Source organism: Seonamhaeicola sp. (assembly GCF_028281565.1).
Classification (GTDB): domain Bacteria; phylum Bacteroidota; class Bacteroidia; order Flavobacteriales; family Flavobacteriaceae; genus Seonamhaeicola.
This window is the reverse complement of record NZ_JANQJQ010000005.1, coordinates 77,281-92,237: the sequence shown is the minus strand read 5'-3', so window position 1 is coordinate 92,237 and position 14,957 is coordinate 77,281. Positions and strand designations below refer to the sequence as shown.

Below are 14,957 nucleotides of genomic sequence, written 5' to 3'. Positions count from 1 at the left end.
TATGCAATTACTGAGATTTATCATCTTAAATATCCTTTGGATCAGTATTACTTATAACTGTTCCAACGAACAGGTAGATTCCAACAACAATAACACGCCGGATGCTATAGATCCTACAAAAGCGTACCAGGAATTAAATATTTCATACGGCAGTGATACTGACCAGACTTTCGACCTGTATTTACCTGCCAACAGAACTTCTGACACCAAAACACTCCTTTTAGTTCATGGCGGCGGATGGACATCGGGTGACAAAAGCTCCATGAACTACCTGAAAGATCTGATCAAAACTGAAATTCCCGAAATAGCGATAGCCAATATAAACTATAGGCTGGCTGATGATTCAAATCCGCCTTTCCCCATGCAAATAGATGATATTACCAGTATTATTGACTACTTAAAAACAAATAAATCTAAATATACTATTTCAGAAAAAACGGGGTTTATCGGTAGCAGTGCCGGTGGTCATTTGTCGTTGCTCTGGAGTTATGCTTTTGACACTGACTCTAATGTAAATATGGTTTGCAGTATTGTAGGCCCCACCAACTTTACGGATCCGCATTATCTAAACAACACAGATCCCAATCTACAGGAAATTATTGATATTTACGGCGAAAACCCATCCACTGCTTTTTTAGAAATGTTAAGTCCGTACCATAGGGTAACTGCCAGCGCCCCGTCAACTATATTATTTTATGGCGGTTTAGACCCCCTGGTACCATCAAGCCAGGGCACTGCTATGCGTGATAAATTAGTTGCCCTGAACGTTCACCATGAATTTACTTTATATCCCAACGAAGCCCATGGCTGGACAGGAGCCAATCTTTTAGACACTTGGTCAAAACTTAAAATTTTCATAATTAACAATTTATAAAGAAAACCTGTAACATTTCATTTTTAAATTAGTCTTAGTAATATATGCTAAGATCTTTTATCATATTATGTCTTGCTTTAAGCACCCATTTAGCCTTTGCTAATACCGGTGCATTAAACCCCATTCTCTTTTCCAATGCCGAAACAGTGAATCAATATACTACCAGGATCCCGTTTAAGCTGGTGGATCATTTGATGGTGGTTGAAGCCGAATTATTGAACCAAAGAGGCAATTTCATTATTGATACCGGTGCGGAAAGTATGATACTCAACAAAGTACATTTTCCTGATTTGTATGAACATCAGAGGAAAAATCAAAGTACTTCTGGTGTTTTGCATTCGGTTGAAGATCTGTACGAAAAGCAAATTAAAGAATTCATCCTTCAAAATTTTAGGTTGGAAAACAAAACCTCTGATGTCATCAACCTGTCTCATATAGAAAAGACAAAAAAAGTAAAGATCCTGGGCATTATTGGTTATAATATCTTAAAAGATTATGAAGTCTTTGTAGATATGCATCTTAATCAGATCACCCTGTCTAAAGTTGATGCGTTTGGAAATACCCTGGATAAACATGTATATTTAGAAAAAATAGTTGATAGTTTAGATTTTAATTTAAAAAACCATACTATTGTGGTGAACGGCACTGTCAATAATCAAAAAATAAAATTTGGGATTGATACCGCTGCAGAGTTTAATCAGATAAACAAGCGCATTAATAAAGACGCTTTAAAGTATTTTATTCCTAAAAAGCGGTTGATTTTAAGAGGCGTCAGTAAACGACGTGTTGAAGTTTTGGCAGGAAAGTTGCACCGTGTTAGATTAAGTGAGTCCATCTATTTTGGCCCTATGTATACTGTTTTAACCAACCTGAGCAAAATGAACGAAGCTTTTGGAACCGATCTGGACGGTATTTTAGGTTATGAGTTTTTTGCTCAAAAACGAACTATTATTAATTATCAAAAAAAGAAATTATACTTTATAAATTACCCGATAAACTACAAGTGAAACCACTAATGTCACATATCACTTTTATCGTTATGGCTTTTCTAAGTCTAACTGTGTATGGGCAAAAAGACACCTTTAAAGGCTATAAAATTGAAGGTGACTCTGTAGTTTTCACATTTGATGTCAGAGACTATTCCAAATTCACCCAGGAGTACACGGGTCAGATCCTGGAGTTTGAAGATTTCGATATTGAAAATGTGGTGGTTGCCGGTGAATTCAATTTATGGTCCAGGGACCACTGGAAAATGAATAAAGTAGCTGATCACATTTACCAGTTGAAAAAAAGCATCGCTGATTTCACCGATGCGTTCTCCTATGAATTCAAATTTGTTATTAACAATGCGTATTGGGCAGAACCCTCAAAGCGAGATCCCAATATTACCAAGGCCATTAAAAATGGCAAGAAACTAAGTGGTATCTATAACCTGAAAATGTACACGGCACACCCTAGTAAAGATGGCAATGCTCATTTTAAACTTCAGGGCTACACTAAGGCTAAAAAGGTCATTTTAGCCGGATCATTTAATAAATGGCACGAGTCCCTTTTTAAAATGAAAAAGGCCTCTGACGGCTGGGAATTAACATTACAAATGAAGCCGGATGTGTACCAATATCGCTTTATAGTTGACGGACATTGGATGGAAGATCCGCATAACCCGAATAAAACCCCTAATGAATACGGTGAGTATAATTCGGTGATCGATATAAAGGAATACACTGCCTTTAAATTAAGGGGATATACCAACGCGAAAAAGGTCATTCTGGCCGGCTCGTTTAATGATTGGAATGAGCATAAATATGAAATGCGCAAAATGGACTACGGCTGGAAATATGTAGTGCCTTTATCCGGTGGAAAACACCATTATAAATTTATTGTGGATGGCAAATGGATCACCGATCCAAACAATGACGTTAGGGAATACGACGGCAAAGGCAATATAAACTCGGTTTGTATGGTGAAGTAGAGCTCTTCACAGAGTTCTAAATTCCAAAACAAAATACCAAATTCCAAAACAACATACCGGGAATTGCAACTGCCAACTGAATTCTCTCGCAAAGGAGCAAAGGCGCAGTGATGGTTCAAATTCCAAATTCCAAAACTGTATACCCGGAATTACAACTGCCAACTGCCTACTGCCAACTGAACACTGAACACTGTGACCGGCTACTTAAAAACTAACCAACAACCTCCAATTTAGCGAATCTTAGCAAAAGTTTCTTAACACCTCCGGTATCGAACTTAATTTCGGCTTTCATATCTGCTCCATTACCTTCAATTTTTAGAACTTCACCGGTTCCGAAGCGCAAGTGTTTTACCATATTACCAACGGCTAATTTACTATCAAATAAATTAGTGTTTCCGTTAGATTTAGAAACAGGCTTTAGATTTTTAGGTGTAGTCACCTGAAATTTAGCAGGTTCTTTTTTTGCAGTACCTTTTTTAAACGTGGACTGTTTTGCCGGTTTAAACCTGATTTTATCAGGCTCCGGATCACCAAAAATACCGGCATCCAACATAGGATTGAATCGGCGCTCTTCGGGAGGTGTAAGAATATCCAAATATTGATCGTCAATCTCTTCAATAAACCTGCTTGGCTCGGAATCTATCAGTTTTCCCCAACGATAACGTGATAACGCATAGGTTAAATACGCCTGTTTTTCGGCACGTGTTAAGGCTACATAAAACAAACGGCGCTCTTCTTCCAATTCGCTACGCGTATTCATACTCATGGCACTGGGAAACAGGTCTTCTTCCAAGCCAACAATATACACATACGGAAACTCAAGGCCTTTTGCCAAATGAATGGTCATTAAAGCCACCCGATCGGCATCGCCTTTATCATTATCCAAATCGGTTGCCAGGGCCACATCCTCCAAAAACTCCGCTAACGATCCGGTAGCATCTGCCAGCTCTTTTTGGCCTTCAACAAAATCCTTCATACCGTTTAAGAGCTCTTCAATATTTTCCATTCTGGTAATGCCCTCAGGCGTCCCATCTTTATTAAACTCCCGTATCAATCCACTGGATCTGGTAACATGTTCAGCCAATTCAAAAACATCCGCGGTCTGGTTTAAAACCTGGTAACTTTCAATTAAGGTTACAAAATTTTGAAGTTTGGTTTTGGTACCGGAACTAATCATGACCTCGGTTTTATCAATGTGCTTCATCACTTCAAAAATGGGTTTGTCATACCCATTAGCTGCCACAATGAGTTTATCAACCGTGGTCTGCCCGATACCCCGTGGCGGAAAGTTGATCACACGCTTTAAAGCCTCTTCATCTTTCGGGTTAATTACCAATCTTAAATAGGACAACACGTCTTTTATCTCCTTTCGCTGATAAAATGACAAGCCACCATAGATCCTATAAGGAATATCCCGTTTACGCAAAGCATCCTCAATAGAACGCGACTGCGCATTAGTACGATACAAAATAGCAAAATCACTATGCTGCAACTGATGGTTCATTTTATTCTCAAAAATAGTACTGGCCACATAGCGCCCTTCATCAGCATCGGTTAAAGAACGATGGACTTTAATTTTCCCGCCTTCTTCATTAGCGGTCCAAACCACCTTTTCCAACTTGGTCTGGTTTTTATCAATGACCGAGTTTGCAGCATTCACAATGTTCTTTGTAGAGCGGTAATTTTGCTCCAGCCGAAACACTTTAACATCGTCATAATCCTTTTGAAAATTCAGGATATTGTTAATATTTGCCCCCCGGAACGCATAGATACTTTGGGCATCATCCCCAACCACACAGATATTCTGAAACTTATCAGACAAGGCTCTAACGATCAAATATTGGGAATGATTGGTATCCTGGTACTCATCCACCAAAATGTATTTAAAGCGGTTTTGATATTTTGCCAATACTTCCGGGAAACGTGTTAAAAGCTCATTGGTTTTCAATAGCAGGTCATCAAAATCCATAGCACCGGCTTTAAAACACCTTTCCACATACTCCTTATAGATATCCCCCATTCTGGGGCGACGGGCCATGGCATCTGCTTCAATCAATTCGGGATTCTGAAAATACGCCCTGACCGTGATTAAACTGTTTTTATATGACGAAATCCTGGAACGGATCTGTTTGTATTTATAAATATCCTTGTCAAGATTCATTTCCTTTATGATAGACGCTATCAATCTATCCGAATCCTGGGTATCATAAATGGTAAAATTACTTGGGTAGCCCAATCTATCAGCTTCAATACGTAAGATTTTGGCAAACACGGAATGGAAGGTCCCCATCCACAAATTCTTCGCTTCTCCGTCTCCCACAATGGTAGCAATACGCTCTTTCATCTCACGAGCCGCCTTATTGGTAAAGGTAAGCGCTAATATATTAAACGCATCAATCCCCTGGCTCATCAAATAGGCAATCCTGTAGGTTAACACCCGTGTTTTACCGGAACCCGCACCCGCAATAACAATCATAGGGCCTTCCTTTTGTAAAGTAGGCGCCAATTGCGCATCATTTAACTGGCTTAAATATTGTTCCAAATCATCTTCAATTTTATCATGTGAAAATAACTATTGTTTCGCTTTTAATGGAAGGGTTTTATTAATAATTATAAACAATTAGTTCTTATACAAAATTTAAATATCTTTAACTTCAAATGTTTTACTTAAAACTACTATACTAATTTTAATGGATTCAATTTTAACCGCACTTTCAAACCTGCCCTGGTGGGCCTGGGTTTTAATTGTTTTAGCGCTCGTTGCCATTCGCGATGTATTTTTTCAAAGGAAGCACACCATTAGCCATAACTATCCCATAGTTGGGCACTTACGCTATTGGCTGGAGAGTATTGGCCCTGAAATGCGCCAGTATTTTGTAGCCAATAACAGGGAAGAATTGCCTTTTAACCGCATAGAGCGTAGCTGGATTTACGCCTCTGCAAAAAAGGAAAATAATTACGAAGGTTTTGGAACCGACAGAGATATTTACGAACACCAGCATATTTTTGTCAACAATGCCATGATACCCTTTAAAATTAAGGCCAATCACCCCAACGCCACAGATAAAACCTTTTTGCCTTGCGCTAAGGTTATGGGACTCTATAACAAGCGAAAAAAACCTTATAGACCGGCCTCTATAATTAATGTGTCTGCCATGAGTTTTGGTTCGCTTTCGGCTAGGGCTGTAGAATCTTTGAATAAAGGTGTAGATCTGGCAGATGCTTACCACAATACTGGAGAAGGTGGTTTATCACCTTACCACTGTCACGGTGGCGATGTTGTTTTTCATTTCGGTACCGGGTATTTTGGAGTTAGAGATGAAAACGGGCATTTTTCTATGGAAAAGATGGTAAAACTGGTAGAAAACAATCCGTTCATTAAAGCTATAGAAATCAAATTATCTCAAGGGGCTAAACCCGGAAAAGGCGGTGTTTTACCCGGTAAGAAGATCTCCAAAGAGATTGCCGGTATTCGAGGGGTTGAAGTTGGAAAAGATGTGTTATCGCCTCCAAATCATTCGGCATTTTCAAATGTCCCGGAACTGGTTGATTTTATTGAGGCCATCGCAGAGAAAACCGGTTTACCGGTGGGTATTAAAGCCGCTATCGGCAAATTAAACCAATGGGAGGCATTAGCAGATATTATGTTAAAAACCGGTAAAGGCCCGGATTTTATCACCGTTGACGGTGGTGAAGGCGGCACCGGTGCAGCACCGCCCAGTTTTGCAGACCATGTATCATTGCCATGGGTATATGGTTTTAGTGATCTATACAAACTCTTTCAAAGTAAAGGCCTGACAGAACGTATAGTATTTATTGGCAGTGGGAAATTAGGCTTCCCTGCCAAAGCGGCTATGGCCTTTGCCATGGGTGCTGACTGCATTAATGTAGCCCGGGAAGCTATGATGAGTATTGGCTGCATACAGGCCCAGATATGTCATACCAATCGTTGCCCGAGTGGTGTGGCTACCCAAAGCAAATGGTTGCAAAGTGGGATTGACACATCGCTAAAGTCGGTTCGATTGGCACAATATTTTAAAACGTTCAGAAAAGAACTTATAGAGATTACCCATGCAGCGGGTTATGAACATCCCTGCCAGTTTACAATGGGCGATATTGAAATGAATGTTGACGACCATAATCTATCTAAGGAACTGAACAGAACCTATATGTATGAAAAGGTTTCCGTGCCGTTTACTGGCATGCAGGATTTAAAAGAATGTGTATATTTGGGAGGAAAACATAACGCCCAAACCGAAGCATAACTACTATGGATGTATCTCGAATTATCGACCTTTTTTTATACACTGTTCCTGCCGTAATCACCGGAGTAATTGCCTATTATTTTTTTAGAGAACATACTAAAAATGAAGATGGCAGAAGACGTTTTCTATTGAAGAAAGATCTGCAGGTTAATGCGCTTCCCTTACGTTTACAAGCCTATGAAAGAATGGCTTTGTTTTTGGAAAGACTAACACCTTCGAAATTACTGGTAAGAGTCACGCCAATATCCTCCAATAAAGAAGATTACGAATCTTTACTTATACAAAACATTGAACAGGAATTTGAGCATAACCTGTCCCAGCAAATCTATGTAAGCGACCGGTGTTGGAGCATTATCATTGCTGCTAAAAATGCTACCATTCAGCTAATCAGAAAAGCAAGTTTATCTGAAAAAACGGATACTGCCAATAAGTTAAGAGAAGTTATTTTAACCGAAATGATGGAACGCAAAGCACCAAGTGATGCCGCACTTTCTTTTATAAAAGAAGAGGTGGCTGAGTTGTGGTAGTGCAGTGTTCAGTGGGCAGTATGCAGTGGGCAGTCTCAGTGTTCAGTTTTTGGAATTTGGTCTTCTGTCCTGCGTCTCCTGTCTTTGGTCCTTGACCCTCTGGTCTTAATCACATGGATGCCATTCAAACAAACTCTAATATTCCTCCCTCAACTCGTTAGACCTGGCTTCCTCACACTTAAATTTTGCATAATCGAACCCTTGTTGCCACCAGGAAGTCATTAATTTCTTATCAAATATCAATGAGTTCTCTGTGAGCTTTGATGGTGTATAATACAAATTGAGTTGTACATCATTTGTTTTAGCTGCCAGCTTGCCAATAGTCACATCATTACGCTCCATTCTATCCAACAAATGCCCAAACAGACTCACCATTAACGAAAAAGGGTTTTGCCCAAGCACCTTGGTTTGATCTAAGGACGCCGACTTTAGAACAATAGCATCTACCTCTTTAGCGCCTCTTAATATCGCTTCACGTATTGGAACTATGCACCCCAAGCCTCCGTCGCCATACTCATGGCCATTTTTAGTTGCCAAAGACATAAACGGAATATAGTTGCAGGATATCCAAATCCAATCGCAAAATTCATCATAGGTACATACGTTAATAGATTTATACTCAACCCTGTTTTTAGATAAGTTAGAAACCGTAATTACCACATCATCTTTGGTCTGCTTTATTAAATGATACTCTTCTTCTGTAAATTTTCTTCTAATCAGTCTTCGCAACGCCTTACTTTCTCCAAAGGTTCGTTTCATTCGTATAAATTGCCAAAGTGTATTAATGAAGTCAATGGAAACAAACTCACGCCTGCCCTTTTTTCTAATCACAAAAGGGTTTACACTAAAAATATCATTTTGACTTACACTGGTATACACCTCATGAAGCTTATCTATTCTACCCGCCGCTAAATGAGGCACCAACAAACTGCCCGTAGAGGTTCCTAAAAACAGATCGTAATCCCTTTCGTCTTCTTCAATAAGATACTGTGCCACACCACCGGCATAAGCGCCTTTACTCCCTCCTCCGGAAATAACTAATGCTCTCATTTAATCGTTTTTATACATAAATATAATAATTAGACTTCATAATTGAACTACTAAACAATAATAATTGAATCGCCTGTTTAATACTTCGTGTTTTACAGAAAAAAACTACTTTATTTCGAATTTTATTACATCAGCTTAAAAAGAATGTATACCTTAGTATTGCTATTAATTTATTACCATAACTTATGCTAAAGAAGTTGTTTCTTGTTGCATTATTTTCTATCCTAATAATTGCATCTTTATTTGCTATCAATCATACAACTTTTATTCCATTTCCCCTTAACTTCGGGATATCTTCAAATTTACCTCCCAATGCTTCTATTTCCGGCACCACCGATGTTTGCTTAAACAGTTCTCCAAATCCGGAGATTACATTTACAGGCTCCGGAGGAAGTACGCCATACACGTTCACCTATTCAATTAATAATGGAGCTAACCAAACAATTTCTACCACGGGGAACAACAGTTCTGTGACACTCCCGGTTAGCACAAATAGTGTTGGCTCCTATGTTTATGAACTTATTTCCGTGACGGATGGCAATAATGATACGACCACTGAAAATGGTTCCGCAACTGTTACTGTAAATGATCTGCCAACGGTAGATTTTAACTTTGACAATCCCGGGGCCTGCTCCGGAACTTCGGTTAACTTCACACCTAATATAACAGGAAGCGCTCCGTTTACATACAATTGGAGTTTTGGAGATGGCACAACCAGTACTACCAGTAATCCATCCCATATTTTCACATCCATTGGTTGTGGATTTCAAAACTCAAATGTTACCTTAAGCGTTACTGATTCTAACGGTTGCACCAACTCTATTACTAAAGCTGTTTCCGTACAGCAAAAACCTCGATTAGAATTTTACGATATTGACAATCGATTTGATCCCTTTAACAATTGCGGCAACAATACTCTGGACCCCTCCTTCACTATTAATGTTGGTATTGACAATGTGTCTGCATCCTGTATAAACTCATACGATGTAGATTGGGGAGATGGAAGCCCTGTGGAAACTAACGTCACCTTTCCAGCCACTCACACCTACACGCAATTAGGGTCTTTTAATATGGAGATCACAGCCAGAGGCACTAACTGTGATAATTCGGTTATCTATCTTGTAAAGAATTCCAGCAACCCTACAGGAGCTATTGTAAATCCCGGGAATACAGTGAATTTATGTACCCCTGTCAACCCTATAGAATTTGCCATAGGGGCATGGGCTACCAACCCCCCGGATACTAATTATTATATTGATTATGGCGATGGCACTATTGTAAACTATTCACAAGCACAATTAGAAGCTTCCGTATATTTTAATGCTGCTGACCCTGTGAACTCACAAGATTTTCCAATACCACACACTTATACGGAAACCAGTTGTCCTGATAGCTACACTGTCTTTTTAGCCATTACAACCTCTTGCGGTCAGACCAATTTAACAGCGGGCCCTATAATTATATTAAGAAAACCTGAAGTGGACTTCGAAGCCCCCCCCACCAGCTGTGTCAATACACCTGTATTGTTTGAGAATACCTCATTAGATGGTTATACCAATAATTGTGCAGTTAATGATGGCTACTATTGGGATTTTGGAGATGGCAATATGTCAACAGATAGAAACCCTACTCACACCTATACTTCAACAGGCACTTTTACCGTGTCCCTGTATGCTGAAAATTCCTGTGGCGTAACAAATACCATAACAAAAACAATATGCATTGAACCTAATTTAATTGCTGATTTCACCTTAGATAGCAATAATGGATGTACCCCCTTAGCAGTTCAAACCACAAATACTACGGATTTAAGCAATAGCTGTGATGGCGTAACCTATCTTTGGGAAGTTGCTTATACTCCTGGATTTTGCGGAACCGGTCCGGGACAATGGAGTTTTACAAATAGTTCTGATGAAACCTCCGCCTCACCATCATTTGAATTTATTAGTGCCGGAACGTACACCTTAACACTTACAACAACAAATACCTGCGGTAGTGATACCACCTCTCAAACCATTGAGGTTAAACAACCACCAATAACATCAATAAATCCTATTGCAGACTCATGCGGTACGGCTACCATTACCCCTTCCGCTAATTTACAAACCTGCGCACCTTCAACTGAAAACATTATTTATCTTTGGGATTTCCCGGGAGGCTCTCCGGCAACAACTAATTCTCTTAATCCGGGAACCATTACATATAGCACACCCGGTACATATAACATTTTATTTCATGTTACAACAAGCTGTGGAACCACAGTCAGCTCACAGACTTTCACTATAAATGCCCTGCCATCAATAACCAATACAGATCTAACACAAACCATATGTTCGGGAACAGAGACTACTGAGGTAAATCTGACCTCAGATATCAGCGGGACCACATATTCATGGACAGCTACAGCACCTGCCGGTGTTACCGGTTTTATTGCTAACGGCACTTCCAATACAATTCCTGTTCAAACCATATTCAATTCTAACACAACTTCTGAAGATGTTACTTACGTTATCACGCCATCAAATGGAAGTTGTGTAGGCACTCCTGTAAATTTAGTAATTACGGTAGACCCCGCTCCTGGATTTACCAGTCAGCCACAAAACGAAACCATTTGTTTAAACGGACCTGTTACACCGCTGTCCGTTACTGTTAATGGCCCGGGCACTCCAACGTATCAATGGTACAGTAATACGGTTAATAATACAACTACCGGCACAGCCATTGCAGGTGAAACGAATGCTACTTTCACACCACCAAACAATCCTGTAAGCATCACCTATTATTATGTTATTGCTTCTTTCGCTTCCGGTGCCGGTTGTGATGAAATCGTATCAGACGTGGCACGCGTTGAGATCGTTGATGGGATCCGGATTGATACAAACCCTTTAGCAACACAGAGTATCTGTGTTGGCGGCTCAACAAACCCCGATTTGGAAGTGACGCACTCCGGGGGTACCGGTACGGTTACCTACCAATGGTATTCCAATACCGTAAACTCCAATACAGGAGGGACCCTCATTCCGGGGGCTACAGCCATCAGTTATGGGCCTCCGGCATTTACAGTACCGGGAAATTATTTTTATTACGTTGAAATCTCTGTCAGCGGTAGCGGCTGCAGTGCCATTACCAGTGAAGTCGCCGAAGTTGTAGTGGTAGACGATCCCATAATCACTAGTCAGCCCATTATATCACAAACCCTTTGTCAAGGCGTTGCTCCACAAGACCTTGAGGTTACAGCTTCCGGAGGCCTTGGCACAAACTACAATTATCAATGGTACAGCAATCCAACAAATTCTAATACGGGAGGCACTTTAATTCCTGGGGCTACAAATGCCATATATACACCACCCACATCAAACGTAGGCACTCAATATTATTATGTGGTCATAACGCAGGCCAATCCCGGGTGTAGTGTTGTGAGCAACACTGCTGAAGTCATTATTAACCCAGCTCCAACTATTACCAATCAGCCGGTTTCGGAAACCATATGTTTTGGGGATATATTTAACACCTTAACGATTGCCTATGCGGATGGGGTGGGCATCCCGACTTATCAATGGTACAGTAATACTATCAATGACACCAATACAGGTACAGCAATAATCGGTGAAACCGGTACAAGTTATACGCCACCTTCCGGAACAGTCGGTACTATGTTTTATTATGTTATCATTACATTTTCATCCGGAGGCTGTACCGAAATCATCTCGCAAGTAGCTGAAAACACTGTAAATGAAACACCGGACATCAGCAATAAATCCGATATTATTTGCAGTGGCAATGCATTTTCCATCACACCGGATAATTCCGGAGGGGACATAGCTCCCGCTGGGACAACCTACACCTGGTCAACCCCGGCGATCAATCCTGTTGGAGCCATAACAGGAGCTTCTCAAGAAACTGCACCTCAAAATTCAATTTCACAAACTTTAACCAATACTACCATAGCACCGGCTACGGTTACCTATACAGTTACACCTACATTAGGCACATGTATAGGGAATACCTTTGAAGTTGTAGTTACTGTTAATCCATCTATCAGTATTACCACCATACAATCCAACAGCCTTTGTTATTTGGATAATGGGGGCGCATTGGATATTACCATTTCCGGTGGCGTGCCGTTCCCTACCGGAAACCCATATCAAATCAATTGGACCGGCCCAAATGGCTTTAACAGTTCAAACGAGGATATTTCTAACCTTGCTCCCGGCACTTACACAGTCTCTATTTTAGATGACGGTGGTTGTCCATATAACGAAACTTTTACAATTACCGAGCCTGATGAATTAATTTTCAGCACCATAGATTTTGACCCTGAAACCATTTCTTGTTTTGGCGCTAATGACGGTAACATTAATATTGAAGTTTCCGGTGGTACGGAGCCATACACATATAACTGGACGAGAAATGGCTTAATTTATGACACCTCTCAGGACTTAGCCAACCTCGCATCGGGAGATTACGAAATAACTGTAACCGATGCTAACAATTGTGCACCCATTTCACAGAGCTTTACAATTGTTGAGCCACCAGAATTACAGGTTAGCTTAGATTCTAAAGTAGATGTCATTTGTTTTGGGGAGGCTACAGGTAATATCAACATCAACATCACAGGCGGAAGGCCTTTTGAAGTGTCTCCGGGTGTTTTTGATTACACTTACAGCTGGACAGGACCGAATGGTTTTACAAGCACAAATCAAAACTTAACCGGTCTTTTTTCAGGCACCTATAATTTAATTGTTACAGACCGATCAGGATGTACGGACACTTTGGAGGTCATTATCAATCAATCTGATGAAATCATTATAGATTATACCGCTACAGAAATTGAATGTTACAGTGATAATGATGCCTCTATTACAATAAACAGCATTACCGGAGGCAATGCACCCTATACAGTATCCTGGAGCAATTTAGGCTCCGGATTGGTACAAACCAATTTATCACCGGGCACCTATGTAATTACGGTTACAGATGCCACCGATTGTGTAAAATCAGTCACCGTTGAAATTGCCTCACCTCCTGTCTTTAGAATTTCCCCGGAGGTTGCCAATGTGTCGTGCCATGGAGCAAATGATGCCAGAATAGTACTGAATCTGGAAGGAGGCATTGACCCTTTAGACTTGAATTGGGATGATGACCCAACAGCAGGCATTGAACGAAATAATATTGGACCAGGAACATATACGGTTACAATTATCGATGGAAAATCATGTGTAATAAGTGAAACCTTTGTAATTACAGAACCTGATCCATTAGAATTAACTGGGGTCAAAACCGACGCTCTTGATTGTGACGACGCCAACACAGGAGCTATTAATGTTATTGTAACAGGCGGAACATTACCATTAACCTATAGATGGTCTAATGGTGCCGTCACTGAGGATTTGAGTAATATCCCGCCCGGGAATTATACGCTAAATGTTACGGACGCCAGCGGTTGTGAAATCTCTGAAAGCTTTATTGTCAATCGTTTTGAACCTTTAGCAATAGAAGTCGATGTGATTACAGACCACAACTGCGATACCAAAACCATAGAACAATCTTTTGTAGCAAATCCAAGTGGTGGCGTCCCTCCCTATCAAATTACCTGGTCCAGCGGCACCATAAGCGGAGCTAACGGTGAGATCATGCAAACCGACCTGAATGGACTGGTAACTATAGATGTGATTGATAGTTTAGGATGTAACACATCGTATTCCTATAATGTAGATATTCCGGAATTAGGTGACCCTGATTTTGATATAAGCTCAAATGCTTTTATCAACTACGGCTTTTATTCTATTGAAGACCCTATTCAATTTACTAACACCTCTACGGGAGATTTTATTGGAATATCCTGGGATTTTGGAGATGGTACATTTTCAAGTGAAGAAAGCCCTGTTCACATATACAAAGAGGTAGGCACCTATGTGGTCACACAAACTGTAGTATACCCTTTTGATTGTGTGTATACCAAAACAATTACACTTAATATTCAAAAAGGTTACAGCCTGATAATACCAAATGCATTTACCCCAAATAATGATATACTAAATGATTTTTTCCTGCCGTCACAGATCGGATTATCTAATATGACATTTGAAATTTACGATACCTGGGGTAGTATGGTTTTTTCCGAAGAAGGCGATAGCCTGCGTGGTTGGAATGGAAAAATAAAAGACACTAACGCAGAAAACGGCAACTATTACTTCACTTTTTCCGGCGTAACGCTTTACGGGGAAATCATAAAGTCAAAAGGTGCTTTTGTCCTAATTAAATAAGCA

The 14,957-nt window shown here is 40.2% G+C and carries 8 protein-coding genes; 6 read left to right on the top strand and 2 right to left on the bottom strand.

Features of this window, described 5'->3' with window-relative positions; genetic code table 11:
• Nucleotide 1: 1 nt before the first annotated feature.
• The 3 genes from Q0983_RS01445 to Q0983_RS01435 are packed head-to-tail and all read left to right on the top strand — an operon-like array spanning nucleotide 2 to nucleotide 2,846.
• Nucleotides 2-874, top strand: a complete 873-nt coding sequence (locus Q0983_RS01445) for an alpha/beta hydrolase (protein ID WP_299547651.1) — start codon at nucleotides 2-4, stop codon at nucleotides 872-874.
• Between the two features lie 44 nt (nucleotides 875-918).
• Nucleotides 919-1,881, top strand: coding sequence for a hypothetical protein (locus Q0983_RS01440; RefSeq protein WP_299547648.1), 963 nt, complete (start codon nucleotides 919-921; stop codon nucleotides 1,879-1,881).
• A gap of 8 nt (nucleotides 1,882-1,889) precedes the next feature.
• Nucleotides 1,890-2,846, top strand: a complete 957-nt coding sequence (locus tag Q0983_RS01435; RefSeq protein ID WP_299547645.1) for a hypothetical protein — start codon at nucleotides 1,890-1,892, stop codon at nucleotides 2,844-2,846.
• A gap of 211 nt (nucleotides 2,847-3,057) precedes the next feature.
• Here the strand turns inward: Q0983_RS01435 and Q0983_RS01430 are convergent, their stop codons facing one another.
• A complete protein-coding gene (locus Q0983_RS01430; protein ID WP_299547642.1) occupies nucleotides 3,058-5,388 on the bottom strand; it encodes a UvrD-helicase domain-containing protein in 2,331 nt (776 codons plus the stop codon).
• Between the two features lie 148 nt (nucleotides 5,389-5,536).
• Here Q0983_RS01430 and Q0983_RS01425 point away from each other — a divergent pair, with 148 nt between their 5' ends.
• Nucleotides 5,537-7,111, top strand: coding sequence for an FMN-binding glutamate synthase family protein (locus tag Q0983_RS01425; protein ID WP_299547639.1), 1,575 nt, complete (start codon nucleotides 5,537-5,539; stop codon nucleotides 7,109-7,111).
• Nucleotides 7,112-7,116: 5 nt separating this feature from the next.
• On the top strand, nucleotides 7,117-7,638 hold the full coding sequence (locus tag Q0983_RS01420) for a hypothetical protein (RefSeq protein ID WP_299547636.1): 522 nt from the start codon (nucleotides 7,117-7,119) through the stop codon (nucleotides 7,636-7,638).
• 135 nt (nucleotides 7,639-7,773) lie between these two features.
• On the opposite strand, the gene Q0983_RS01415 is transcribed toward Q0983_RS01420, so the two are convergent.
• A complete protein-coding gene (locus Q0983_RS01415) occupies nucleotides 7,774-8,688 on the bottom strand; it encodes a patatin-like phospholipase family protein (RefSeq protein ID WP_299547633.1) in 915 nt (304 codons plus the stop codon).
• Between the two features lie 185 nt (nucleotides 8,689-8,873).
• Here Q0983_RS01415 and Q0983_RS01410 point away from each other — a divergent pair, with 185 nt between their 5' ends.
• Nucleotides 8,874-14,954: a PKD domain-containing protein gene (locus tag Q0983_RS01410; protein ID WP_299547630.1), complete on the top strand. Its 6,081-nt coding sequence runs from the start codon at nucleotides 8,874-8,876 to the stop codon at nucleotides 14,952-14,954.
• Nucleotides 14,955-14,957 lie beyond the last annotated feature (3 nt).

Excerpts from the sequence above, each read along its gene's own strand:
- Q0983_RS01415 (WP_299547633.1), bottom strand. The coding sequence starts at position 8,688 with ATGAGAGCATTAGTTATTTCCGGAGGAGGGAGTAAAGGCGCTTATGCC.
- Q0983_RS01435 (WP_299547645.1), top strand. The coding sequence starts at position 1,890 with ATGTCACATATCACTTTTATCGTTATGGCTTTTCTAAGTCTAACTGTG.
- Q0983_RS01410 (WP_299547630.1), top strand. The coding sequence starts at position 8,874 with ATGCTAAAGAAGTTGTTTCTTGTTGCATTATTTTCTATCCTAATAATT.
- Q0983_RS01440 (WP_299547648.1), top strand. The coding sequence starts at position 919 with ATGCTAAGATCTTTTATCATATTATGTCTTGCTTTAAGCACCCATTTA.
- Q0983_RS01445 (WP_299547651.1), top strand. The coding sequence starts at position 2 with ATGCAATTACTGAGATTTATCATCTTAAATATCCTTTGGATCAGTATT.
- Q0983_RS01420 (WP_299547636.1), top strand. The coding sequence starts at position 7,117 with ATGGATGTATCTCGAATTATCGACCTTTTTTTATACACTGTTCCTGCC.
- Q0983_RS01425 (WP_299547639.1), top strand. The coding sequence starts at position 5,537 with ATGGATTCAATTTTAACCGCACTTTCAAACCTGCCCTGGTGGGCCTGG.